Consider the following 25,393-nt stretch of genomic DNA (forward strand, 5'->3'; position numbering starts at 1 on the left):
GCGGCGCGCGGCCAACCGCCACGGGCAAATGCCCCGGCGCATGACCGGTCAGTACGGCAATCTCGTTTTGGGTCGCGGTGATGGCGGCGCGCGCTTCGGGCAGGCGCGCTTCGATCTCGGCAACACGGGCGCGCGATCGGGTGATGTCGAGCTTGGTCGCTTCGCTGCTTTGCGCCAGGGTGCGGGTTAACCCGAGCGTTCGGCGGCGCATCGACAATTCCCCCTCACGCAGGCCGAGCACCTCTTGGCGATAGCGCAGGTTCAAATAGGCATTGGCCAGATTGTAGATCACCAAAAGTTGCGCCGCATCGGCTTCGGCAGCGGCAATCTCATAGCTGGCCATGGCGCTTTTGCGGCTGGCGAGATTGCCGCCCCAAGGGTCCAACATCCACGACAGGCCAAGTGTCTCGCTCGCGGTATCCTTGCCGGTTAATTTGCCGTCCAGCGACACCTGCAGCGATCCATCCGGCGAAGGCACCGTACCCAAAGTCGCGCGCGCCTCGACAACTTTTTCGCGCGCCTCGCGCAGGGAATAGTTTTGCTTGAGCGCCTCGGCAATCAATCCGTCCAGAACCGGATCTTTCAACCGCTGCCACCACATCGCATTGCTTAAAAGCACTGGGCCCGAACGACCAAACTTGCCGCCCGCCTTGCCCGCGCGGCCATACCCATCGCCAAATCCGAAACCGGGAGCGGTGTAATGGGTCGGGGCCAAACAACCCGCCAAAAGCGCCATAGCAGAGCCCGCCAAAAGCAAACGCCCCAAACGCCGTGGCGCGCGGCGCAAAGCGCGCGTTTGCACGCCAGACATAACGGCCCGCACAATGGGGCCCTTAAATACGGGGATCTGGATCATACTCTGCCTCTCGCGCCCCGCCTTTACCAACGGTGGCTTTGGCCCGATCCTGCGTGAGGAGGCATAAAAAGCAAGGAAAACCCCAAAATCTGCCGCATATCCCGCGCATTTGTGCCCGCTATGCCGCAATACTCCAGCCGCTCGCCCACCTGCAAAACCCCAGTAAGAGGGGATATCAGGGCAGCATCTCTACCGCACGCGTCGCAATCGCACGGCCCGCGACCAAAGAGGGATGATCATCGTCGCGGTAAAGCAAATCCGTGCCGTCATAGTGCACACATTGCCCCGCAGGCCCTTGAGCGCAGACGATCGGCGCCGGATCGAGCATCCGCGCGCCCTGCGCTTCTAAGGCATCCAAAAGGGGACTGTTGCATTAACTGACACCAGTAAGAATAGCACCAAGTCAGTCCGCCACATCAAGCTGCTTCGAACAACTGGCTGACGAACTGAATCTCGCCACTGACGCCTGGTTGCTTGTTTTGGAGATGGCCACGTTTGATGGTTCGGATGGTTTCAATTCCACTTAGGGTCGCCTTTGCTGTTCGCAACGACCGAAAGCTTTGGCGATAGCCAAGGAGCCGCTTCATGGCGGCATGATCGCTTTCGATTAGGTTGTTTCGCCACTTACGATCAATGTGTTTGATGCTATCAAAGTGCGGGTCGTATCGTTGGTTGAGCTCGCGGATGACACGACGATAAGTCGGCGCTTTGTCTGTAATGATAGTGACCGGTCGATGGAGCCGAACTCGTTCAATGGCTTTGTTGAGAAAGGCCTTGGCAGCTTTCGCGCCTCGTCTTGCGGTGAGGCGAAAGTCGATCATTTGACCGTTCGCATCGACGGCGCGCCACAGGTATCGCCACTTGTCGCCGACCCGGATGTAGGTTTCATCCACATGCCAATCAAGGCTGGCGCGGTGCAGATGTTTCTCTGTTCGCTTGGTGAGTTCGGGCCCAAACTTCTGAACCCACCGATACACGGTCGACCGATCGATGGTAATCCCGCGCTCTGCGAGCAGATCGACCACGTCCTGGTAGGACAGCGGATAGCGCAAGTACCACCGCACAGCGCACAAAATGATATCACGTGGAAAGCGATGGTGTTTGAACGGAGACCTGCGTGGCATCATCAACCTCAAAAGCACAAATCTGTCAAAGCATGATGATTAATGCAACAGTCCCGAAAATACCAAAACCGGCATGGAATAAAATCACCGGCAAAACCGCGACTGAGCGAAGCCCGTCGATCTCTTTTCTATACACGCTCAAATCCTTCTTGGCCTGCGCGTAAACCCGCACGCCCCATCTCAAATCCCGAGACGATCATATGGCAGAACCCCCGTGAGGCAACGCCTTTCTCTTTGACGAGGGGGCTTTATTCCTCGCGGAAGGCGTGATCGAGATGGCGTGCCAAAGGATCGAGCAGATAGGCCAAGGCGCTGCGTGCCGGGCGTTCTAGGTAGCCCTCGACCGGAAGGCCCGGGCGCAGCGCATAGCCATCCAAAAGCGCCAATTCAGCGGCGGGCACCTCGACCTCGGCGCTATAGTATATTTGGCCGCTCATTTGGTCAGTGCTGGTGGTCGGCGCAATCCGTTCAAGCCGCCCCGCAAGCTGCGGCGCTTCGCGCGGGAGGGCCGCGATGACCAAGCGCGCGGGTTGGCCGATCTCGAGTTGGTCGGCTTGGCCGGGATCGACCCGCAGGGTGAAAATAAGACCCTGTTCTTGCCCCACCACCTGTAAAACCGTGGCACCGGGAGCGATGACACCGCCCAATGTGGCCTCCATTTCATGCACCACGCCGTCAATGGGCGCGCGGATCGACAGTTGCGTCAACCGCGCCGTGGTGTTGAGGATTTGCGGGATCAACTCTTCGATTTCGGCATTGGCAGCGCGAAGTTCGGTCGCCACCTGCTCGGCCACTTCGCGCCGTGCTTGCAGCTCGCTAATGCGGGCCTCTTGGAGCGATCCCGCAGCCTGCGCGGCGGAGCTGTCCAATCCGGCGATCTGACCCAAAATCTCGGCCTCTATCCGTTGCAGATCCAACACCTGATTGCTGCGCGCCAACCCTTGGTCCGCAAGGGTACGGGCATTGTCGATTTGAAGGCGCAGGGTGGCAATTTGATCGCGTTTGGCACGGATTTGCCCGGCCAATCCTTGCAATTGCGCGGTGATTTGCACTTCGGCCTCGGCCAATTGCGCGGCGCGGCCGTCAAACAGCGCGCGGCGCGCCGCAAAAATCCGGCGTTGGCCTTCTTCTTCGGCGCTCAGATCAGGCAAGGCAAAGGGTAGGGCGGGGATGTCGAAACGCGGCGTGGGTAACCCTTGATGTTCGCTCATCAACCGCGCCCGCAGAGCCAAAGCCGCCCCAAGTCGCGCCTGCGCAACCTCAAGGCTGGCTTGCAACAATGTCGGGTCAAGCTGCACCAAAAGATCGCCTTTGGACACTTGATCGCCGGAGCGCACGGGCAGGGCCGCAATGGTGCCGCCTTCAAAGCTTTGCACCACGATGGGTTTTCCGCGCACATCGATTTGGCCACGCGCCACCACGGCAGCCGAGATTGGCACAAGGCTGGCCCAAAACCCGAGCCCAACGAGCAGCACCAAGGCCGCCACGGCACCGAGCCGCGCGGGCAGGCTCAATTCGGTCTGGAGCTGCGGAACATCTGCGGTGTGCATGGGGTCTCCTGTGCGGGTGAATTGGGGGAGCGGGCATTGATCGTGGCCATTTCCTCGGCCCATCCCGGATCGATACGGCCCATATCAATGCGGCCCGTTGCGGTCCCCGAAACCGTTGGCGCGGGGGACTTGGGCACAAATGACGGCATGGCCGTGCCCGCTGGCGCCGAAACCCCTGCGGCGGCAAAGGAACCCGATGGCCGCTCTTGCGGGGGCGGAGTTTGCGGCGCCTCCCCCCCTGCGGGCCCCTCGACTGGCGCAGCAGCAGCGGCCTGAATCCGGGCAGATTTGCCCGCCGCAGGTTGCGTGGCAGGCGTCATCAAAGCCGGATGGACGGGGCCAAAGGGGGCGGCAGTTGGACGGGTTTGAGGCGGAACAGGGCCTGTTTTTCCCAAAGGTGCGGTGCGCGAAACAGGGGTCGCAGATGCATTTGGCACGCCCACCTTACCACCGCTCAAGACCTCTTCTTTGGGGCCGAACTGTGCCACGGTGCCGGATTTCAGCACCATCACCTTGTTCACCGCTGCAATCGCCGAGGGACGGTGTGCCATGACGATCACTGTGGCCTTGCGGGCGCGCAGGGCACGAATGGCCTGCGCCAATGCCTCGTCCCCTGCGGCATCAAGGTTTGAGTTCGGCTCGTCCAACACGACGATATTAGGATCGCCGTAGAGCGCACGGGCCAAACCAAGCCGTTGGATTTGCCCGCCAGATAGCGGCGTCGAGGCCCCACCAACCAAGGTCTCGTAGCCCCCCGCGAGGGTCAAGATCATCTCATGCACCCCTGCCAGTTTGGCCGCTGCCATCACCGCCTCGCTTTTACGGTCCGGATCAAAACGCGCGATATTTTCCGCGATCGATCCCGGCACCATCACCACCTCTTGCGGCAGATATCCAATGGCGCGCCCCAACGCGTCGCGCGGCCATTGATCGGGCGTGGCCCCGTCAAAGCGGATTTCTCCCGCATCCGGCGCCCAGACCCCCGCCAAAAGCCGCGCCAATGATGATTTGCCCGAGGCGCTGTGCCCAATGACCCCAAGCGCATCGCCCGCATCGAGGGAAAAGGCGACCTGTGTGAGCATCCGCGCGCGGTCCGCAGAGGCGCGTACACCAGGGGGGAGCGGTGCGAATTTGGTCAAGCCTTTGACGGTGATCTCGCCGCGCGGCGCGGGCAGGGCGACGCTTTGGGCACGGGGCGCGGCCTCAGCAAACTCTTCGGACAACCGCCGATGCGCCGCCATCGCATGACCCATGGCCCGCCATTGGCCGATCACTTGATCCACCGGCGCCAAGGCCCGCCCCGAGAGGATCGAAGAGGCGACAATCATCCCCGCCGAAATCTCCTGCTGTAGCACCAAATAGGCCCCCATGGTCAGGATCGCCGATTGCAATAGCATGCGAAATGCACGGCTGGCGGCGCTGATCTTTTCGCTGGGGCCGGCGGCGTGTTGATGCGCTCCCAATGTGGCGCGGTGATGGGTTTGCCAGACCTGCGCCACGGCCCCGACCATGCCCATGGCATGCAGGGCTTCGGCCCCGCGCCGCGCGCCTTCGGTAAACTCGCGCTCTGCCGCATCATGCCCCGATGCGGCGCGGATCGGACCGCGCGTGAACAGTTGCGCCAAGCCCGCCAGAACCGCCACAACCATCGCCCCCGCCAAGGTCAACCACCCCAACCATGGGTGCACCACAAAGAGGATCGCCAAATAGAACGGCACCCATGGCACGTCCAAAATTCCCGTCACCGCCGGCCCCGACAAAAAACCGCGCACCATCTCCAGATCGCGCAACCCGCTTGAGGCGCCTTGCCGCCGTACGTCCAATGTGCGCGCAAATACCGTCTCGCCAAGCGATTGATCCAAACGCATTGCCGCGCGCCCCAGCACCCGCGCGCGTAAAAAATCATAAAGACCCAAAAAGCCGTAGAGCACGACCACAAGGCCAAAGAGGCCAAGCAAGGTTGGAACAGACCCCGAGGCCAGAACACGATCGTAGACCTGTAGCATATAGAGCGATCCGGTCAGCATCAGCAGACCGACAGCCGCGCTAAACAACCCCGCCAATCCCAAAGCAGGCCGAATGCGCCGCAGCGCAGCGCGATACGACAGAACCGGTCCGGTATCGGCGGTCTTTTGTGTCATTTTCCGACCCTTTCCTACATATGTCTGTCGCGCGATTGCGCCTGTGCGACGTGCCTTGAACTGCCTGCAAACGGGACCCGCCGGGGGAATCCCTTTGGCGTGCACCGCCACGACAGGAGATCCAAGATAGGCTGCGCAATGCCTCAAAAGTGCTAATTTATTGGGGTCCCAACAGGGATTTTTGCCCGATTTTTGCCAAAAATTGATTCGTTTTTATGGCGCATTCTTGATAGGGTTTTTTGAATAGGCGGCGGGATATTGCCCGCAAATCCACCTGCAGCCGCAAGGCGCGATGAAATTTTAGGCGCGCCTATTGGGCGACCTTCCCCTCGCGTCAAGCAAGAACGGTTAACATTTCCCTTATTTTCATACCCCAACCCCGCCAAAATCTCCGCCACAAACCCCTTGTGACCTTTCTGCACCTGCTACATTTACCATGCGGAACCCACTGAAATCTCTTTGGTGTCAACTTCGGCTTAGATATAAAGAGGTTAATAGCGTCATGCGTTCTAGACGCTTTGCATTAACAGCCTCGCTGCCAGAGGTAATGGAGTTAGTAATGAAAACACTTTTCAAGACGGCACTTGTTGCCGCAGGCATCGCCGCCGCCTCTTCGGCATCGGCCTTGACCATCACAGATACGGTTTACGTTGGAACCGGCGCATCGGCGGGTGACCCCGGTACAGTTGGCACCACGACGGTCTTCCTTTCGGCGGGCTTCTACGACATGTACACAATGGGCCCGACCATCGACCCCGTTCTGACGCTGTATTCCGGCGCCTCCGCGACCGGATCGGTGCTTGCATTCAATGATGACGGCTGCCCAACCTCCTTGTGCGGACCAGCCGGAGCGTTCAGCAACTCGCTGATCTCCAACTTCTGGGTTTCGACGGGCGTTTACACATTGGCTGTCGCTGATTTCGGTACGCCCAACATGTCCGGCGATGTGGTTTTGACCATTCAAGACGTCCCTGCCGTGCCGCTGCCTGCTGGCTTGCCGCTTCTGGCCGGTGCTTTGGGCCTCTTCGGCCTGTCGCGTCGCCGCAAGTCCTAAGCCGCGCGGGCCACGGCCCGAGCAATGCATGACATCATGACATTTAGAACCCCGCGTCCCTATGGCGCGGGGTTTTTCGCCTGCACGTAAGCTACTGTTTGCTAACAAGAGTGGCAGTTGGGGGTAGCGCCCGCCTGCACACCCGACCTTAACGCGTAATCTAGATTATGTTTTATAAAGTCCAAATTCCGCATTTTTGCCCTCGCAATGTCGACCGATGCTAACTTGATTTCGTGTGCAACCAGAATGTTTGGCCGCGTAACCGCCCGATTTACGTGGCACAAAGGTCATCGAAATGCCCGAGCCTGCGCTTAGACACAAGACAGATGTGGTACGATCGCGCATAAGCACAGCCACAGTGCGTGAGCAGATGGAAGAGGCAGAGATGAAAATTGCAGTTGCTGGTATCGGCTATGTTGGCCTGTCGAACGCCGTTTTACTTGCGCAGACCCATCACGTGACGGCTGTGGATATTTCGGCCGCGCGGGTAGAGATGCTCAATGCGCGGCAGTGTCCGATCACCGATCCGGAGTTGGAAGAGTTTCTGGCGCACAAATCGCTGAACCTGACGGCGACCACCGATCCCAACGAGGCTTATAAAGACGCGCAAATTGTCGTTATCGCCACCCCCACCAACTACGATCCTGACAACAATTATTTTGACACCTCCAGCGTCGAAACCGTGATCAAAGCCGTTCTAGAGATCAACGCAAAGGCCACCGTTGTGGTCAAATCTACCGTGCCCGTGGGATTTATTGCGCAGCAACAGGCTCTGCATGACACCGCCCGCGTGATCTTCAGCCCCGAGTTTTTGCGCGAGGGCCGCGCGCTCTATGACAACCTCTATCCCAGCCGGATCATCGTCGGTGACCAATCCTCACGCGGGCGCGCCTTTGCCGACCTGTTGCTGGAAGGGGCGATCAAAAAGGATGTCCCCGTCCTTTTAACAGATGCCAATGAGGCCGAGGCGATCAAGCTTTTTGCCAATACCTACCTCGCCATGCGGGTCGCATTTTTCAACGAATTGGACAGCTACGCCATGGCCGGCGGCATGGACAGCCGCCAGATCATCGAAGGCATTGGTTTGGATCCGCGCATCGGCAGCCATTATAACAATCCCTCCTTTGGCTATGGCGGCTATTGCCTGCCCAAAGACACCAAACAATTGCTGGCGAATTATTCCGAAGTGCCGCAAAACCTCATCCGCGCCATTGTCGACGCCAACCGCACCCGCAAGGATTTCCTCGCCGATCAAATCATCGCATCGGCGCCGAAAGTGGTCGGCATCTACCGGTTGGTGATGAAAGCCGGCAGCGACAATTTCCGCCAATCCTCGATCCAGGGCATCATGAAACGGCTCAAGGCCAAAGGCATCGAGGTCGTGGTTTATGAGCCGGTGCTCGAAGAGGAGGCGTTTTTCGGGTCAAAGGTGATGCGCGATCTCGAAGCGTTCAAAGCCACCTCGGATGTCATCGTCGCCAACCGCGTGACCGAAGACCTCGCAGGGGCCATCGATAAGGTGTTCACCCGCGATCTCTTCGGCGCGGATTAACCGCGCGTCTCGACCACGTCAAATGCCCCTGCCCGCACCATGACCGCCGACAACCGTCCGGTTTTATAAGCGCCGGTATCGACGTTGATGTGGCCCATCTGCGCGCTAACGCGCGGCACGATCACATGGCCATGCACGACCCAGATGCCGTCGCTGCGCTGCATCCGCCCGTATCCTCTTTGGCCCCAGATCAACGCATCGTCGCTTTGATCACGGATCGCCCGCGTCGGATCGGCGCCGGCATGGCTGACCGCGACATTGCCGCTTTGAAAGAGGCGCGGCAGACCACTCATCCAATCGATCAATTCCGCCCCCATCGCGGCGCGCAACGCCTCGGCCAAGACGGACGGCGCGGCCCCCTGCCCCGCAATGCCAAAGCTATGAATCGTCTCTAATCCGCCGTAAGTCAGCCATGCGGCATTGTCTTCGGGAGCGGCCAGAAACCGCAACAGCATCACCTCGTGGTTGCCTTTGAGGCAAACGGTCCCTGCCCGTGCGGCGCAGAGATCATGCAAACACTGCAAGACCGCCGCGCTGCCGGCGCCGCGGTCGACATAATCGCCGACAAAGACGATCCGCGCATCACTTGGCAAAAGCCGCGCCAACATCATGTCCAACAGATCGTCGCGCCCGTGGATGTCACCCACCACGACGAGCGGCTCATCAGGGGCCATGCCTTCGGCGGCCTGCGCGCGGCGGCGCATAAGACGCGCTAGAAGGCTCATTTATCCGCGGCTCCGTTGACCATCCGCCAATTGCCGCGCCAAATATGTGCCGTAAGAGGTCTTTTTGAAGGTCTCGGCGTGGGCCTGCATTTGCGCATCATCAATCCAGCCTTTGACATAGGCTATCTCTTCGGGGCATCCCGATTGCATGCCTTGGCGCTCCGATAAGGTGCGCACAAAGTTGCCCGCATCGAGCAAACTGGCATGGGTGCCGGTATCGAGCCACGCATAGCCGCGCCCCATCCGTTCCACCGAGAGCGTGCCATCGGCAAGATAGCTTTCCAAAAGCGTGACGATCTCCAACTCGCCGCGCTCGGACGGTTTGACCGCCCGCGCCCGTTTGGGCGCCTCACCATCAAGGAAATAAAGCCCCGTGACGGCATAATTGCTGGGCGCGACTTCGGGCTTTTCGATGATCTCTTCAACCGTGCCATCGGGGGCGAATTTCACCACGCCATAGCGTTCGGGATCGGCGACATGATAGCCAAACACCGTGCCGCCGATATCCTTGCTGCCCGCGCTATCAAGCATTTCGGGAAGGCCGTGGCCAAAGAAAATATTGTCGCCCAAAACCATCGCCGAGGGTGCGCCATCCAGGAAATCTTCAGCCAGAATATAGGCTTGCGCCAAACCGTCCGGCGAGGGTTGCTCGATATAGGTCAGGCTCAGCCCCCATTGGCTGCCGTCCCCAAGCAGGCGCTTGAACTGCGGCTGATCTTGCGGCGTGGTGATCACCGCGATCTCGCGAATGCCCGACAACATCAAAACCGACAGCGGATAATAGATCATCGGCTTGTCATAGATCGGCATCAATTGTTTCGACACCGCAATGGTCAGCGGATAAAGCCGCGTGCCGGAGCCGCCCGCCAGAATAATGCCTTTGCGTGCTTGTGCGTTGCTCATGAAATGGCTCCCAAGTCTTTCAATACATCGGTAAGGCCGGCGCGCCAATCAGGGCGGGCAAGGCCGAAATCAGAGAGGTTGGCGCAGTCCATCCGCGAATTGAGCGGGCGCGCGGCGGGCGTCGGATAATCGGATGTCGGAATATCGGTAACCGCACAAGTGATCCCTGCCTGCGCGAAAATCTCGCGGGCGAAATCGGCCCAAGAAACATCAGGCGCGCCAGAATAGTGTCTGATACCGCTGAGCGTGGGCGTTTCGATCAACTGCTCGGCGATGGTCACGCAGGCCGCCGCAATCCCCGCTGCGGGCGTCGGCCCGCCGATTTGGTCCCCGACGATGGTCAATGCGTCACGTTCGGTGCCAAGGCGCAGCATGGTTTTGACGAAATTATTGCCATGGGCGGAAAACACCCAAGAGGTGCGCAAAATGGCATGGGTGCCCCCAGCCGCGCGCACCGCCTCTTCGCCGGCCAGTTTGGTGCGCCCATATGCGCCCAAAGGTCCGGTGGGATAATCCGGTGCAAAGGGCGCGGTGCCGGACCCGTCGAACACATAGTCGGTCGAGATATGCACAAAAGGCACGCCCAGATCGGCACAGGCCCGCGCCATGGCCGCAGGAGCCGCGCCGTTGACCACCATTGCGGCCTCTTCCTCGGCCTCGGCGGCATCCACGGCGGTCCATGCGGCGGCATTGATCACGGCTGTCGGGGCATGGTCGCGAATGGCGGCGGCACATGCAGCGGGATCGGATAAATCGGCTCTATCGCGCCCCAAAAACACCGCATCGGGACGGATACGTGCCAATTCGCGCGCCACTTGTCCGGTTTGACCAAAGACCAACATTATGCTGTGCCCAATCGTTCGCCGACACCGGCGCGGGCTTGCAAGGCGCGCCACCAATCTTCGTTGGCCAGATACCAATCGACGGTTTTCTCAAGCCCCTCTTCAACTGTTACCGAGGGTTGCCACCCCAATTCGGTGCGGATGCGGGTGGGATCAATCGCATAGCGCGCATCATGGCCGGGCCGGTCAGTGACAAAGGTGATTTGATCGGAGTAAGAGCCGGTCTCCTTGGGGCGTTTCACGTCCAAAATCGCGCAAAGCGCTTTGACCAATTGCAGATTGCTGCGCTCGTTCTCGCCGCCGATGTTATAGCTGCGCCCCAATGCGCCTTTTTCCACCACCAGCAAAAGCGCGTCGGCGTGGTCCTCGACATAAAGCCAATCGCGCACATTCGATCCGTCGCCGTAAATCGGCAGATCCTTGCCCGCAAGCGCGTTCAAAATCACCACGGGGATCAATTTCTCGGGGAAATGATAGGGGCCGTAATTGTTCGAGCAATTGGTCAGAACAACAGGCAATCCATAAGTCTCGGCCCAAGCCCGCACCAAATGGTCAGAGGCCGCTTTAGAGGCGGAATAGGGACTGTTTGGGGCATAGGGCGTCTCTTCGGTGAAGAGCCCCGTCGCGCCCAATGTGCCGTAAACCTCATCGGTGGAAATATGATGAAACCGAAAGGTGTCGGGCTTGCCCTGCGCCGCCCAATAGGCGCGCGCGGCCTCAAGCATATGATAGGTGCCGTTGACGTTGGTCTCAATAAAGGCCCCCGGCCCGTCGATCGAGCGGTCCACATGGCTTTCGGCGGCCAGATGCATCACCGCGTCGGGGGCATGTTCGGCAAATGCCGCATCCAATGCGGCGCGGTCACGGATATCGGCATGGACAAAGGCGTAATTGGGGCTTTGAGCCGCCTCGGCGACGTTCTCCAAACAGGCCGCATAGGTCAGCGCATCAAGGTTGACCACCTGATGCCCGCGCGCAATCGCCAATCGCACCACGGCCGATCCGATAAACCCGGCGCCGCCGGTGACAAGGACTTTCATGCCGCGCCCTCCCATGTGAAGGGGCTGTCGAAATCGGCCAAAGGCTGTGCCACGGCGTCTTTGTCAGACAAGAGCGCCTCGGCGGCCTCGGGCATCGGCCAATCGATGCCGCAGCTGTCCCATTTCACCGCGCCGTCGCATTCGGGCGCATAGTGATCGGTGCATTTGTAAACGATCTCGGTGTCATCGGTCAGGGTCAAAAACCCGTGCAGGAACCCCGCAGGGATCCACAATTGCGCGCCATTCTCGAAACTCAATTCGGCGCCGGTCCATTGCCCGTAGGTGGGCGAGCCTTTACGCACATCGACCGCGACATCATAAAGCGCCCCGCGACCGCAACGGACCAATTTGCCCTGCGCATGGGGGGGCGATTGGAAATGCAATCCGCGCACCGTGCCCGCGCGCGCCGACAGCGAATGGTTATCTTGCACAAACTCGGGCAAATCCACCCCCGCCTCGACAAGGGTTTTGCGGTTCCAGCTTTCAGAGAAAAAACCGCGGGCATCGCCAAAACGGCGCGGGGCCAGGCGCAAAACACCCGGCAAGTTTGTGGGGTCAATATCCATCAGCAATCACTTTGTTAAACCGGTCTCCTTCAGGGGTAACAACCCGATCTGATGCTGTCACGCAGAAAACCCGTAAGGGGCCGCGCCTGTGATCGGCACGCACCGCATCAACCACCTTTGCGACACTATGGGGCAACCTCATGATATAATTCTACAATTCATCCGAAGTGACAGGCGCACCGCAGCTATCGCCGCGTTGCGGCAAAACTATGGTGATTCGGCGGCGCCCAATGGGCAAATCGGGCTTTATTACCCGCCCATTTCCGAACAATGGCGCATTATTGCCCCGATTAACACAATATCGGAAACAAATTTGATGAGAAAAGCGCCGGAAATTAACAATTTTCCCTTAAATTCATGGTTAAAACCGGCACAGCCTTGCCGATCATGCCTCATGTGCTAGAATTGGGTTAAGCTTTATTTATTAGTTAGAGGTCGCTGCCATGACACTGTTTACCAAAATCGTTGCCCCGATTGCCCTTGCTTTGACAGCCTCCGCTGCCAGCGCCGCAACCGTGACCGATACCATTTACTTGGGCAGCGCTATCCCTGATCTGTTCACCCATTCCTCTTACACATACACCGCCGGCGGCGGTGACTTGACTATGGAGGCCACGGGCCATGAGCTCAACGCGGATGGCGCAATCGGTGATCAGGTTCGGATCAACAAAACCCTAGGCGGTCTAGGCGTCACCACCTGCGGCCGCTTTACCTGTCTGACAGACTCGCCTACGGTCGACAGCTTCGGAAGCGACGAGGTGATTAAATTTGCTTTCGATAGCGCCGTCTCGATCAAGAGAATATATTTCTCTGAAATCGACGCAAGCGATGACTTTTCCTTCTCGGTGATCGGCGCCGGCGGCAGCGTCATGGACTTCGACCCCAGAATCAACATGTCGCTCTTGGGTGGGTTCGGTCTTCTTGACGGCCGATCCTATGAGTTTGCCGAGCCACTCGCCGTCTCAAATATCTTCGGTATCGGGGCTCACGGCTTTGGCGATTCCTTCAGAATCGCCGCGCTGGAAATCGTCTGGGAAGAAGACACGCCCGCCGTGCCATTGCCTGCGAGCGCGCTTTTGATGGTCGGTGCATTCGGCACATTCGGCGCGATGCGCCGCCGCCGCAAAGCCGCTTGATTCTCTAACTCTTGAGGGCCATCTGCGCCCTCAAGAGAAATCCAGCCCCAACCCCGACAGCAGCCCATATGTGGCCCCCGCAGAGACCGCGAGATCAAAATTGATCTCGCCGCTTGCCGGAACGGTGACGGGTTGGAACACCACTTGGTTCGACGCGGCATCGCTTTGCGGATTAAGGGTCAAAACCTCTCCCTCATTTAGCGTCAGATCGCCGGATCGCGCATCCCATGCCGCGCTGTGGCCCGCCACTGCTGTGGCCGTGACCGTATCGCCCACGGCCAAACCGCCAATGGTGATGCGCAACACATTGCTACCCTGCACATAGATATAGTTCGACAGCATATCCACATCGTGAAAACGGCTGTCGGCAATACGGGAAAAAGCATCCGCGCCCGCGCCGCTGCCGCCATTGTTGAATGTCCCCATGCGCAAAACTGAATGCCCATCAACCGAGCCGTCCAAGAATTGCGCGCCGGTAAAGACCGGATATCCCGCGCCATTGGCGTAGGCGATAATATTGTTGATCGGGGCGATGGCGGTGGTGGGCGACGCCCCGACAGAGAACCGATACATCAATGTCTTTCCCGCGCGGCTGTCCTGCGCCCCCTGCCCCAAGGCCCGCGCGGCCACCTTCGACAAGACATAGCGCGCAAAAGCATGGCCCGCGCCATGGATGCCATCCGAAGTCAACAGATCCGGATGACGCTCGATAAACCCATAGGGATCGACATAGGGGACCTGACCCACCGCGCGCCAATCGGGCGCATAGATATCGATCAAGGGATAGATGGCATTTTCATTGTAGGGCAACGATCCGTATTGATCCGTGTTCGGATCCGCATTGTCCACGTCATTGGGGTTGGCCGGATACCCGGCCTCGCCAATCCCATAAAGCCGCTTGGTCAAAGGCAAGGGCACGATTTTGTCCGTCGCGGTGATATTGGCCAAAAGCGTGGTATATTGGTTGGTAAATTCCGGCTCTCCGCCGGGATAGGGTCGATGGGCGCTGACATTATTACCGCCGATATGGGCGATATAGAGGTTGCTGCCCTCACTCGCGGCATGATCGAGCTTCGCGGCTGCCGCCTGCTCGATGCCCTGCGCGATCCGGTCGCCTGCCTGCGCATAGCTGACCACCGTGCCGGTAAAGCCAAGCGCCGCCGCATGGGCCGCCACATTGGCATTCACCACGTTATCGGTTTCAAACGCCGCTTCGGTGATCGACGCGCCGATGATGATCACCTTTTGCGCCTCCAAAATCCCCACCAGTGGAGCAAGCGGTTGCGGTCCCGAATAGGACACATCCTGCGCCAATGTGCAGGCCGAAAGCGAATAACCGGATCCAATGTCCATACGGGCGTCTCCTCAGAAGCTGGAGCGGTAAACCTGTGACACGCTGGTTAACAACATCTCGCCAGCGCGCGCGCCCTGCCCTGACCGCCGCGCGCATGCCGAAGCAAACAGCTCAAAAATCGCCCCCTGCCTTTTCGTGTTGCAATGCCGCCGCCCCTGCCATCAACCGCCCCGTAAAACGGCGGTTTCAATTGCCATTTCGGCGCCGATCTTCTTAGTCTGCCGCAACACGGGATGAACGCAGGCGGGACTGGATTTGCTAAATGTATCGATCATCGGGGCTGGCTATGTGGCCGACCTGTATCTGCGGTCCTTCGCGCTCTACCCCGAGATCCGCATTAATGGTGTCTATGACATCGACACCGCGCGGCGCGATGCGTTTTGCGACTATTGGAAGCTGACCCCGATCGCGTCTATGGAGGCCCTGTTCGAAGCCACCGATGCGCAGGGCATAATCCTCAACCTGACCAATCCGCACGCCCATTATGACGTAAGCCGCGCCTGTCTTGAGGCGGGGCATCACGTTTATTCGGAAAAACCGCTGGCGATGCAAATGGACCAAGCCCATGAGTTGACCCAATTGGCCGAAGCCAAGGGACTGCGCATCGCATCGGCGCCCTGCAGCCTTTTGAGCGAGACCGCGCAAACCCTTTGGGCCGCCGTGCGCGAAGATGTCGCCGGAAAAATCCGCCTCGTTTACGCGGAAATGGACGATGATTTCATCCCGCAAGCGCCGTATAAAAAATGGACCTCCGACAGCGGCGCGCCTTGGCCCTATGCGGATGAATTTCGCGTGGGCTGCACCGTTGAGCACGCGGGCTACTATCTTGCATGGCTCTTACCGATGTTTGGCCCGGTGCGCACCGTGGTCGCCGCCTCGGCCAACCTTGCCGAAAAGGAAACCCCCGCCGAAGAATGCGCGCCGGACTTCTCTATAGGCGCGCTCTTCTTTGAAAGCGGCGTTGTCGCGCGGCTGACCTGTTCGATCCTCGCGCCCCATGATCACGAATTACAGCTCATCGGCGACAAAGGTGTGATTTCCATCGATGAATGCTGGAAGAACGACACGCCGGTAAAATACCGCAAACGCTTCACTCTGCGCCGCCGGTTGATGAACGCGCCCTTTGCCAAAAAACTGCGCCTGCCCAAGGGGGAAACCCATGCCAAATTGGGCCGAAAGGGCGCGGCAGCGATGAATTTCGCCCTCGGCCCTGTCGAGATGTTAGAGGCAATTCGCGATGCGCGCCCCTGCCGGATGTCGCCCGATCTGGCGCTGCATATCAACGAGGTGACGCTGGCACTGCAAAATGCGGGCGAAACAACCGGAGCGGTGCAAATGCAAACCCGTTTTACCCCGGTTGCACCCATGGCGTGGGCCGAAAAACTCGCCTGATTGCGGCGTAACAGAGACTGTTTTGAAGGAAGACCGCCATGACAAAGACCCCCATCGGCATCATTGGCACCGGACGGATGGCTGCCACGATGACCCGCGCACTGCACAACAGCGCAGAGTTCATGCCTGCTGCGGTGCTCTCCTCCACCCTGCCCCGTGCCACAGCATTTTCGCAGGCCCTAAATTGTGGTCAACCATTTGATAAAGAACAAGAGTTTCTATCTGCAAACATTAAGGCCGTCTACATTGCCAATGCCAACGGCCAACACGCCACATTGGCCCGCGCCGCGATCATGGCAGGGCTGCCGGTCTTGGTCGAAAAACCGTTGACCACCACGGCAGCAGAGACCGAAGCCCTCTGCGCCCTCGCGGCCGAGCGCGGCGTGACGTTGATGGAAAACCTGTGGACCCTCGCCCTGCCCGCCTATCGCGCCCTGAAGGGCGATCTTGGCCCCGCCGCAGGACCGCACCGGATGACATTTGATTTCTCGATGCCCGTCGCCCCCGCCGCCATGCCCGGCCTGTTTGATCCAAAAACGGGCGGCGCGATCCTCGACCGCGCGATCTATGGTTTGGCCTATGCGCGCGATCTCTTCGGCCCCGTCGCCGATTTTCAAACCGACCTGCGCCGTGACGGCAACGGCGTTGATTTGGGCGCGACCTTATTGCTGACCCATGAGAGCGGTGCGCGCAGCGTGATCACCGTGGCGCTTGATATGGGCGGGGCGAATACCCTATCCGTCTCGAATGGCGGACGGCACCTGCACCTGGACAGCGCCTTGGGCGGTGAGCACCTCCATATCAGAGACTATTTCAGCCCAACATCGCCCTCCGCCGATGGGATCTCTCCTGAAGGCAAGGCCGCCAAACTCAAAGCCATGCCCGCCCTGCGCCGCCTCAAAGCCCGCCTTGGCCACCGTATGGGCGCCTATCACGGTTTTGGCGCCAATATGTATCACCCCATCCTCACCGCCTTTGCACAGACCCTGCCAAGCGGCGCTCAAAGCCCGTTGGTGCCGCATGATCTGTCAATCGCAGTGGCCCGTTTGATCGCGGAGGCGCGCGCGCAATGACCACCGTATCCACCGACGCATCAACAGGCACATCAACCACGGTATCGACCGCTGCATCGGCCGACACGCCGCCGCTCAAAATCGGCTATCTCTTGAACGCCTATCCGATGACCAGCACCACCTTCATCCGCCGCGAGATCCATGCTCTGGAGGCGCAGGGCCATGATGTGACGCGCTATGCAATCCGGCCATGGGACACCGCCTTGGTCGACCCGCAAGACATCGAAGAACAGGCCCGCACGCAGTATCTTTTATCAGGACGCACCAAGGCATTGCTGGCGGATTTCTTCCGCGAAGTCGCCGCCAACCCGCGCGGCATTCTCTCAGCGCTCAAGGCATGGGGCCGGTTGGTCGGCAACGCCCGCGGCGGCGTCATCCGCCACGCCGCCTATTTCCTAGAGGCCATCTCGCTCAAGCGCGCTGCAAAACGTGATGGCATCGCCCATATCCACGCGCATTTTTCCACCAATTCGGCAGCGGTCGCTTTGTTGGCGCATCGCCTCGGCGGGCCAGAGTTCAGCTTTATGGTCCACGGACCCGATGAGTTGATAGATTGGGGCCCTGCCTCATTGAAATTCAAAACCCGCGAGGCGCGGTTTGTCGCCGCCATCTCGCATTTTTGCCGCACACAGGTGGCTTTGGCGGCGGGGTATGATCAATGGGACAAGATCCACATCGTACATTGCGGTATTGATATGGACGAATTCCCCGCATCCACCGCGCCGTTTGATGCGCGTGCGCCCTTTGTGTGCGTCGGGCGGCTTTGCCCGCAAAAGGCGCAGCTTCTGATCGTTGAGGCCGCCGCGAAAGTGGCTCTAACACACCCCGATATGCATATGGAGTTTATCGGTGATGGCGATATCCGCCCGCAAATCGAGGCGCTCATCGCGCAGCACGGCTTGCAAGAAAATGTCACGCTGTTGGGATGGAAAACCAATGCCGAGGTGCGCGCACATCTGGGCGCGGCGCGGGCGCTTTTACTGCCCAGCTTTGCCGAAGGCTTGCCCGTGGTGATCATGGAGGCCCTGGCGCTTGGCCGGCCGGCAATCTCGACCTATATCGCGGGTATCCCCGAATTGGTCGATGACAATGTCGGCTGGATCGTTCCCGCCGGATCGGTGGACGACATCGCACAGGCCATGCGCGCCGCGATGGACGCCGCACCCAAGACCCTCACCAAGATGGGAACAGAGGGCCGCGCCCGCGTGATGGCGCACCATGATGCCGGTGCCAATGCCGCGCTTTTGGCCAAGCATATCCATGCGGCCGTGACCTCAAAGACTTAGGGTAATCCTAGCGCTGTTTCGACACGAAATCGCGCTAGGACTGCAGGGAATAGCTTTTGCCGCGCCCGTAAGCCTCCTCCTCCTGCGCAGGAGGCGATGCCTTGGGGGGATACGCACCCCGAAGAGCGCCAACCCCAGAAACCGCGATAGGCCCATCGGCGCGGCAAAAGCCCCCCATTGCACCACAACCGGCCCGATCAATCCCGCCGACAACGCCAAAATCCAAATCAGCGTCACGTCCATATCCGGCCAAATCCGCAGCAAGACGATGCGTGTGCCGGCGGTGAAAAACACATGGAACAGGTAGACCGCATAGGAGGCGCGGCCCAAACGGGCCATCAACGCCGAGCGCGGCCGCAACAACATCAACCCGCCGCAAGCCGCCGCCCCCAAAACCAAGGTCATCGCCCGCCGCGCGGGGCCCGCAAGCGTCACCGCCTCCAGGGCGAGGAGCGCGCCCATAAGCACCGCCAGAGCCAATATGCCGCCGCCCAGCACCCGCCGCACCGATCCGCCGCCCAAAAGCGCCTTTAGGCCGCGGCGTGATCGCGCAAGGATAAAGCCGGCAAAGAAGAACGGGCCAATATAGAGCGCATTATTGACCGCAAAGATATTCACCTCGGCCCGCGCGCCCCAAAGCCACAAAAACCCCGTCATGCCAAGCAAAGCCGCCCCAACGCGCCACTCTCTATCGGCGGTCGGTCGCATGACAGAGGCCGTGTCTTGGGTAATGTAAATCGCGCCGATCAATACAGCCATCAAAACAAATGTCGCTTGCAGATACCAAAAATGCGCATAGGGCAGAACCGCGATGTGCCAAAGCGGCCCCTGCGGCCCGATGGTCAGGCTGCGCAACGCCCAAAATAGCGTGCCCACCACCAACATCGGAACAAGCAACCGCCGCGCCTTACCGGCAAGCCGCGCCCCTGCCCCGCGCCCGAAGCCCGAGGCCACAAAAACAAAACCGGAAATGAAGCTGAACAGCGGCATGCGCATATCGACAAAGGTTTGATTGAAGCGGCTTAGCCAATGCTCGGGAGGCAAATGCAGTCCCGCCCCGGGATGGCTGCCGACCACATGGTAGGACACCAAAGCAATGCACGCGATGGCGCGCAGCGTATCAATGTCGTCGCGCCGCGAAGACGCGTCCGGACCTGTCGATACAACCAAACGTGACACAACCATCGGGCCCCTTTGCCCCGCGCTTCCCCCATAGAAGACTGATCGAGGGTTCCCTTAAGGAAGGGCTGTATATGGTTAACAAAGTATTAATAAGACGCAGCACAGGCGGCATTTGGTAAGAACGAGCCGTTCGATGCTGCTATATGGTCATATGCCAAATATGAAGGCAGGGCGGCTCTGTCCTGCCTCACATTATGAGACGCTCTATTGATTGTTTAAACGCGCGGCCAACCAATCACGTAAATCGGCCTCGAATGCCTCGGTCACACCTGCCCCCGAAATCACCAAGCCCCCTTTAGAACGGTGGAGTTGAACACCTTGGGCCACATCGGGTTTTGGCGCTGCATGAGCCTTGGTTCGTGGCGAAACAGTCTCTGTTTTGGGCGCATGCACATCAATGGCCCGTTCCAACACGGCGATCTCATCGGCGGCGCTGGCGGGCGGGGTTTTGCGCAGCCGGTCACGCAACCGCGCAGCAAACGCTTTATCGGTATCAAGCGCCTTCACCAATGCAAGGCCAAGCCGTTCGGGAATGGCCGAAGCAAAGTGCAGCCGGTCATCAAGCGCATCATGCAGACGCAAAAAACTACCTATCTTGGAGCGTTTGGCACGGCTGGCACTGGCAAACAGTCCCGACAGCGCGGCAGACGTATCGGCAAAGACCCCTTCGCCCGCCGCCCGTGCCACGATACGCGCGCGCTCATAATAACTCAGGCCAACGCGGATTTCGTTTTCTTCGACCATGGCACGATATGCATCCGATGCCGTCTCTGGACGCCGTAATAGAGCCTGTATCTTGCCAAACCGATCGGGATCTTCTTTGGCCAATTCGCGCAGCGCGCTGAGCCGCCGCCAACCTGAGATTAACCCGAAGCGGCCGCCATCCAATTCCACCACTTCAATCGGGGTTTGTTGACCGCGGTCCCGCAGGCTGCCCATCAAGGCGGCCATCTCTGTGGCATCCACCGCAATGCGGTCCCGCACGAGATATCCCTCATCGATCACATCCAAGGGCAGGCTTTGCACCAAACGCCCTTCGGCGCGGGCCCGGCGGATGTCTTCGGCCAGTTCATGCAAGGCCGCCTCGCTGGCCGCTTGTCCGGCCACATGGGCGATGGGCGGGGTGCTCGGCGGGCTGTGGCGGGCCACGCCCATAGGGAAACCTGATTTGGTCTCTGGCGCAGCCCCTTCGGGCGCCGCCGCACGGGCAGGGGTCAATCGTTTACGCTTGGCCATCGGGGCCTCCTTTTTCAAATCGGCATCCCCGCAAGGGTGCAGGTAAAACCGTAAATGTTTCGCACGCGAAACGAGCGGCACTTAAGGCATTGAAAAAACTTGTTTTTTTGGAACGGACGGCGGAAAATCCATGCGCGGAACACATCATTGCGCCGTCTCCATGCCTTTGCTTTCAGAGGCTTGCGCCATTTCATCGCGCCGCCAGACCCCCAAAAGCAGTTCTTTAAAGCTGGCATAGGTTTGGTCAAACGTGGCGCGCCCGCGAGCATAGGTTTCGCGGTTGAAATCGCGGTAATCCGCCTCATAGATGCCGTTGACGCTTTCGCCGGCTTGCCCGATCAGCGCGGTAAAATCCTGTCGGTGCGGGGCCAAACGGCGGCCCATATAGGCTTGGATCAATCCGGCCATCTCGGCTTGCTGTGCGCCGTCATAACGGGTGATCACCGCGCGCACCGCATCCCATTCAAAGGCCAATTCATCGCGGCCCAAGGCCCGGGCGGCGATGTTCTCACCCTCTTCGATCGAGGCAAAGGTCGAATGGAGCATGTCAAAAAACCGCCCCGTAGAGTCGAATTCAAGGAAGGATGCGCCGAGCGGCACCAGCAGGATATCTGCGGCGGCCAGGCCGTTGATCGTCAGGTAGCCGAGGGCAGGGGGGGTATCGAGAAAGATCAGGTCATAATCGTCGAGAACCCCGTCGGCCTCCAAAACTTCGGACAGGGCATCCCACAGCTTCCAGCCGCGCGATTGCATCCGCCAGACGGGGATTTGAAATTCGGACCAATAGAGGTTGAGCTGGGCACCGATGAGATCGATGTTCGGCCAATGGGTCGGATGGATCACATCACGCGCGGATTTGCTCAACGCTTCAGAGAGCGTCTCGTCAAGCGGCTGAGGGGCTTCACCGCGCTCGACCCGCCGCTGGTTGTCGCCTTGCAAGTGCTGCGCGTAGTGCCGCGCCAATAGCGGGAAGACCGTGGACCATTCATCTTCGATCTGACCGCCGAAAATCGAGGTCATCGACCCTTGACTGTCCAGATCCACCATCAGCACCTTATAGCCGTCCAGAGCCGCGCTCATGGCCAGATGGGCACAGGTCGAGGTCTTGCCGACACCGCCTTTGAAATTCGCCACGGCAACGATTTTCGCGGGCAGGCCCTTGGGGCGGTAGGGCAGATAGTCTTTTGCCTTGGAACCTTCGGCGGCAAAATGCGCACGCAGGCGCAGCACCTCTTCAAAGGTGAACCATTTGGCGCCGCCTTCGGTCTCGCTCGAGCCTTGGGGCAGCTCCGGATTTTGCCGCAGCACACGGCGAAAATGCGCCGGTGCGACCGGCAGGATGTATTTGGTGATCTCCCAGGTCGAGAAGAGCCGCAGCTTGCGGCTGCCGTCTTCGGACAATCCGCGCGAGGCCAGATCATCGCGTCCGGCACGGCAAGCCTCGGCCACTTCGGCAAACCCGTCGGTACCCTCTGGCGGGGTCAGATCGGCAAAGGCCTTGTCGGGGGAAAGGTTGAAATACGGGGGAAGGCTGTCGCTGCTCATCTCGCGCCTCTATCTGTTATATGTAACCTGTTTTCACCAATGTACCACGAAAGGCGTTACATGCAACGATAACCAGATCAAACCGATTTTTTCTAAGCAAATACGAGAGGATTCGGAGCTGTGATTCCTCTGCTTTTGAGAAATCCGTGGCTCTTGTTGGGAGGACTATGAGGGTTTTGGAATTTTTTGTCTAAGTTATTTATATGTTATTCAATAGTTACAGCGCGCCGGTTTGAATTTAGATCATTGTATTCATTTGAATTTAAATCGTTTTTCGATATTTTGAAAATACTGGGTGACTCTGATCCCACGATAGGGCGACTCTGAAACCACGCAAGGGTGACTCTGATCCCCCGAAAGCGGCGCTGGACGGATGGGCAGGGGGGCTTTAGCGTGGGTGTAAATGAAACACCGAAGCGGGTTTTATCCCGTGGGAGATGTTTCGAATTGAGATGAGCAGAGCAATCAGCCCGATCCGGCGCAAGATCGGTGGGGCGGAATATGGACAGGCCATGACAGAGTATAGCGAGTCGTCGCGATGAGCGGCGCAGGTGCAATTGGTGCATCCGGTCCAACCTTCGGGGACGGGTTCGGGGCGACCGGTACGGGCGATCTCTTTGCCTGTGATTTTACCGCGGCCATGCCCAAACATGATCTCACCTCGATGGAGCATCCGCTGTTTTCGCTCTCGACACGTCCGGACCGGCGCATCCTGCATTACGAACACAACGGATCAGAGATCACCATCACCCCCTCGGTGAAGGGCCGCGCCACGATCTTTGACGCGGATATTTTGATCTTTTGCATCAGCCAACTTGTGGCGGCGATGAACGCCGGGCGCGCGACTTCGCGGCGGCTCACTTTGACGGCGCATGACCTTTTGAAGGCCACGGGGCGCGAAACCTCGGGCGATGGATACCGGCGGTTGCGCGATGCGTTCGAGCGTCTGGCCGGCACCCGCATCACCACCAATATCGCCACCGGTGATTTAGAGACGACCTCCGGTTTTGGTTTGATCGAAAGCTGGGAGATCGTGCGGCGCACCCGTGCGGGGCGGATGGTGTCGGTTTCGGTGACCTTGTCGGAATGGCTGTACCGTGCGGTTCTGGCGAAATCGGTTTTGACGCTGAGCAGAGACTATTTCGGCCTAAGGCGCCCCTTGGAGCGGCGACTTTATGAATTGGCGCGCAAACATTGTGGCCGCCAACCCGAATGGCGCATCTCGGTCGAGACGCTTTTGAAAAAATCCGGATCGGCCAGCCCGCGGCGTGTGTTTCGCGCCATGCTGCGCGATATTATGAAAAAGGGCGGCTTGCCCGATTACGCCATGATCGAAGAGGCGGGCGATATCATCCGCTTTGCCCCGCACAGCGAGGCGGCGCTTGTGGATATGCCAGAGGCCGCGCCATTGACCGACGAGGCCCGCAACCGTGGCCGCGCCATCGCAGAGCCGGGCGAGGATATTTATGCATTGGAGGCGGAATGGCGCGCCTATTGGGCCCGTTCGGGACGGCCGCATTTGCGCTCGGCCGAGGCGGCGTTTTTGGGATGGCTGAAAAAACGCAACGCCTGAGAACGCAACGCCTCAGGCGGGGGTTAGACGGTCCGACTTTGCGCGGCACGGGTGGCGCGGGCTTTGAGCCGCCGCCGCGCCCATGCGTGATAGGGGCGCTCCAGATAATAGCTGAGCGCCATGCTGACCCCAAGCGCCGCGGCGAGCATGGCCCACATCGCGGCGCTGGACGACAACAGATCAAAGCCAAATGCCATATCGGCGGCGCGGAGCAGCACGGAAAACAACAACAGATGCCCCAGATACAACAGGTATGATGCATCCCCCGCCAGCAATACCGAAGCGGGCTGCCGCCCTTTGAGGCCCGTGAGCCCGTAGACGATGAAAGCGGCGGGAATGCCTGCGACGATCTCGCGGCCTGCGGTGAGGCCCAAAAGCGTGCCACTCATCAGATAGGAGATAAACAGCGCCACGCCGAGGAACAGGGCCGGCAGGCGCAGCGGCGCGCGCCCCGCCAAAACCGCCATGGCGATCAATATGCCAAACAGAAATTCCAGGACTGCCGAATGCAACAAAAACGCCAAGGGGCGCGGATCAAACAGGTCCTGCACCCGCAGGGCGATCGACAGCCCCACCCAAATCCCCATGGCCGTCAGCAATCCCGTGCGGCCAAAGCGGAAATAGCTCAAGGCAAAAATACCGTAGAACACCAGTTCAAGCGCCAGCGTCCAGGCGATGATGATCACATGATCAGGGTAGGGCAGAATGAAAACCGAAATCAGCAGGGTTTGCAGATCGGGCAGTTTGGAGGCATCCCCCAGAACTTGCGCCAGTACCACGGCCAATCCGATATAACAGGCCAGCACCGCCCAATAGGGCGGCACAATCCGGTAAAACCGTGCGGCTAAAAACTGCCGCGCGGTCAGATCGGGTTTCTGCGCGGCGGTGAAATAGATGATGAACCCGCTGAGCACGAAAAACAAATCCACGCCGGATTCGCCATGTTCAAACAGGTTGAACACGCCCGTATAGCCGCCATTCAACACCGCCGAGGCATTGAGGTGAAACGCCGCCACCAAAAGCGCCGCCACGGCGCGCAGCATTTGCAGGCTTTCGATTTTGCCACTGGGTTTGTCACTCTGAGGTGGGTTTTGCATGGGCGGCCTTGTCTCAACGGGAGGGAGGAAGAGCCCCCAACCTTCCAGAACGGCGCGCGGCGCGCCACGGTTTTCGGGTGTTTGGTGCACGGACAGTCAAATTTTGGGCGAATATGCCACCATTGCCGCAGGGGCGTTCACTTTGTCTTGGGGGCGCTGGCGAGTA

General features: G+C 59.5%; 22 protein-coding genes. 7 read left to right on the forward strand and 15 right to left on the reverse strand.

Features of this window, described 5'->3' with window-relative positions:
- The 5 genes from DI396_RS15420 to DI396_RS15440 all read right to left on the reverse strand — a co-directional run.
- The coding region (locus tag DI396_RS15420; RefSeq protein WP_162617247.1) for a TolC family protein at positions 1-856 on the reverse strand (856 nt) is incomplete at its 3' end.
- A gap of 175 nt (positions 857-1,031) precedes the next feature.
- The gene (locus DI396_RS15425) at positions 1,032-1,214 is read right to left on the reverse strand and encodes an SGNH hydrolase domain-containing protein (RefSeq protein ID WP_110797225.1); all 183 of its coding nucleotides are present in this window, start codon (positions 1,212-1,214) and stop codon (positions 1,032-1,034) included.
- Positions 1,215-1,272: 58 nt separating this feature from the next.
- Positions 1,273-1,980 (reverse strand): IS6 family transposase, encoded by a 708-nt coding sequence (locus DI396_RS15430; RefSeq protein WP_110797290.1) that lies wholly within the window; start codon positions 1,978-1,980, stop codon positions 1,273-1,275.
- A 248-nt stretch (positions 1,981-2,228) separates the two neighbouring features.
- Entirely contained in the window at positions 2,229-3,530 is a 1,302-nt protein-coding gene (locus DI396_RS15435; RefSeq protein WP_162617248.1) for an HlyD family type I secretion periplasmic adaptor subunit, read from the reverse strand.
- Entirely contained in the window at positions 3,491-5,671 is a 2,181-nt protein-coding gene (locus DI396_RS15440) for a type I secretion system permease/ATPase (RefSeq protein WP_110797228.1), read from the reverse strand. The genes DI396_RS15435 and DI396_RS15440 overlap by 40 nt, the downstream gene beginning before the upstream one ends.
- Positions 5,672-6,230: 559 nt before the next feature.
- On the opposite strand from DI396_RS15440, the gene DI396_RS15445 reads away from it, so the two are divergent.
- Both DI396_RS15445 and DI396_RS15450 read left to right on the forward strand, forming a co-directional pair.
- A complete protein-coding gene (locus DI396_RS15445; RefSeq protein WP_110797230.1) occupies positions 6,231-6,725 on the forward strand; it encodes a DVUA0089 family protein in 495 nt (164 codons plus the stop codon).
- Between the two features lie 385 nt (positions 6,726-7,110).
- Positions 7,111-8,277 (forward strand): nucleotide sugar dehydrogenase, encoded by a 1,167-nt coding sequence (locus tag DI396_RS15450; protein ID WP_110797291.1) that lies wholly within the window; start codon positions 7,111-7,113, stop codon positions 8,275-8,277.
- Here the strand turns inward: DI396_RS15450 and DI396_RS15455 are convergent.
- The 5 genes from DI396_RS15455 to rfbC are packed head-to-tail and all read right to left on the reverse strand — an operon-like array spanning position 8,274 to position 12,353.
- Complete coding sequence (locus DI396_RS15455; RefSeq protein ID WP_110797232.1) at positions 8,274-9,002, reverse strand: metallophosphoesterase; 729 nt, start codon at positions 9,000-9,002, stop codon at positions 8,274-8,276. The two genes, DI396_RS15450 and DI396_RS15455, sit on opposite strands and share 4 nt — an antisense overlap.
- Positions 9,003-9,905, reverse strand: coding sequence for a glucose-1-phosphate thymidylyltransferase RfbA (rfbA, locus tag DI396_RS15460; RefSeq protein WP_110797233.1), 903 nt, complete (start codon positions 9,903-9,905; stop codon positions 9,003-9,005).
- Positions 9,902-10,750: a dTDP-4-dehydrorhamnose reductase gene (gene rfbD, locus DI396_RS15465; protein ID WP_110797294.1), complete on the reverse strand. Its 849-nt coding sequence runs from the start codon at positions 10,748-10,750 to the stop codon at positions 9,902-9,904. The genes rfbA and rfbD overlap by 4 nt, the downstream gene beginning before the upstream one ends.
- Positions 10,747-11,787 carry a dTDP-glucose 4,6-dehydratase gene (rfbB, locus tag DI396_RS15470; RefSeq protein WP_110797293.1) on the reverse strand — a complete coding sequence of 347 codons (1,041 nt, stop codon included), beginning with the start codon at positions 11,785-11,787 and terminating at the stop codon, positions 10,747-10,749. Before rfbB ends, rfbD begins: the two co-directional genes overlap by 4 nt.
- On the reverse strand, positions 11,784-12,353 hold the full coding sequence (rfbC, locus tag DI396_RS15475) for a dTDP-4-dehydrorhamnose 3,5-epimerase (RefSeq protein ID WP_110797235.1): 570 nt from the start codon (positions 12,351-12,353) through the stop codon (positions 11,784-11,786). The genes rfbB and rfbC overlap by 4 nt, the downstream gene beginning before the upstream one ends.
- A gap of 443 nt (positions 12,354-12,796) precedes the next feature.
- Here rfbC and DI396_RS15480 point away from each other — a divergent pair, with 443 nt between their 5' ends.
- Complete coding sequence (locus DI396_RS15480) at positions 12,797-13,489, forward strand: VPLPA-CTERM sorting domain-containing protein (protein WP_110797237.1); 693 nt, start codon at positions 12,797-12,799, stop codon at positions 13,487-13,489.
- Between the two features lie 30 nt (positions 13,490-13,519).
- On the opposite strand, the gene DI396_RS15485 is transcribed toward DI396_RS15480, so the two are convergent.
- Positions 13,520-14,842 carry a hypothetical protein gene (locus DI396_RS15485; RefSeq protein ID WP_110797239.1) on the reverse strand — a complete coding sequence of 441 codons (1,323 nt, stop codon included), beginning with the start codon at positions 14,840-14,842 and terminating at the stop codon, positions 13,520-13,522.
- Positions 14,843-15,098: 256 nt separating this feature from the next.
- On the opposite strand from DI396_RS15485, the gene DI396_RS15490 reads away from it, so the two are divergent.
- From DI396_RS15490 to DI396_RS15500, 3 genes are read left to right on the forward strand one after another with little or no spacing between them, the layout of a single operon-like run.
- The gene (locus DI396_RS15490; protein WP_110797241.1) at positions 15,099-16,235 is read left to right on the forward strand and encodes a Gfo/Idh/MocA family protein; all 1,137 of its coding nucleotides are present in this window, start codon (positions 15,099-15,101) and stop codon (positions 16,233-16,235) included.
- Positions 16,236-16,273: 38 nt separating this feature from the next.
- Positions 16,274-17,308: a Gfo/Idh/MocA family protein gene (locus DI396_RS15495; protein ID WP_110797243.1), complete on the forward strand. Its 1,035-nt coding sequence runs from the start codon at positions 16,274-16,276 to the stop codon at positions 17,306-17,308.
- Positions 17,305-18,594 carry a glycosyltransferase gene (locus tag DI396_RS15500; RefSeq protein ID WP_110797244.1) on the forward strand — a complete coding sequence of 430 codons (1,290 nt, stop codon included), beginning with the start codon at positions 17,305-17,307 and terminating at the stop codon, positions 18,592-18,594. The genes DI396_RS15495 and DI396_RS15500 overlap by 4 nt, the downstream gene beginning before the upstream one ends.
- Here the strand turns inward: DI396_RS15500 and DI396_RS15505 are convergent.
- From DI396_RS15505 to DI396_RS15515, 3 genes are all read right to left on the reverse strand, one after another.
- Positions 18,583-19,779, reverse strand: a complete 1,197-nt coding sequence (locus DI396_RS15505; RefSeq protein ID WP_110797245.1) for an acyltransferase family protein — start codon at positions 19,777-19,779, stop codon at positions 18,583-18,585. The two genes, DI396_RS15500 and DI396_RS15505, sit on opposite strands and share 12 nt — an antisense overlap.
- A 201-nt stretch (positions 19,780-19,980) precedes the next feature.
- The gene (locus DI396_RS15510) at positions 19,981-21,012 is read right to left on the reverse strand and encodes a ParB/RepB/Spo0J family partition protein (RefSeq protein WP_110797296.1); all 1,032 of its coding nucleotides are present in this window, start codon (positions 21,010-21,012) and stop codon (positions 19,981-19,983) included.
- A 144-nt stretch (positions 21,013-21,156) separates the two neighbouring features.
- Positions 21,157-22,557, reverse strand: a complete 1,401-nt coding sequence (locus DI396_RS15515; protein WP_110797247.1) for an AAA family ATPase — start codon at positions 22,555-22,557, stop codon at positions 21,157-21,159.
- A 640-nt stretch (positions 22,558-23,197) separates the two neighbouring features.
- Here DI396_RS15515 and DI396_RS15520 point away from each other — a divergent pair.
- Positions 23,198-24,130: a replication initiator protein A gene (locus DI396_RS15520; RefSeq protein WP_235851908.1), complete on the forward strand. Its 933-nt coding sequence runs from the start codon at positions 23,198-23,200 to the stop codon at positions 24,128-24,130.
- 23 nt (positions 24,131-24,153) lie between these two features.
- Here DI396_RS15520 and DI396_RS15525 read toward each other — a convergent pair whose 3' ends face one another.
- A complete protein-coding gene (locus DI396_RS15525) occupies positions 24,154-25,227 on the reverse strand; it encodes an acyltransferase family protein (RefSeq protein WP_110797250.1) in 1,074 nt (357 codons plus the stop codon).
- Between the last annotated feature and the right edge of the window lie 166 nt (positions 25,228-25,393).

The organism is Litorivita pollutaquae (assembly GCF_003205515.1).
In the GTDB taxonomy this organism is placed as follows: domain Bacteria; phylum Pseudomonadota; class Alphaproteobacteria; order Rhodobacterales; family Rhodobacteraceae; genus Litorivita; species Litorivita pollutaquae.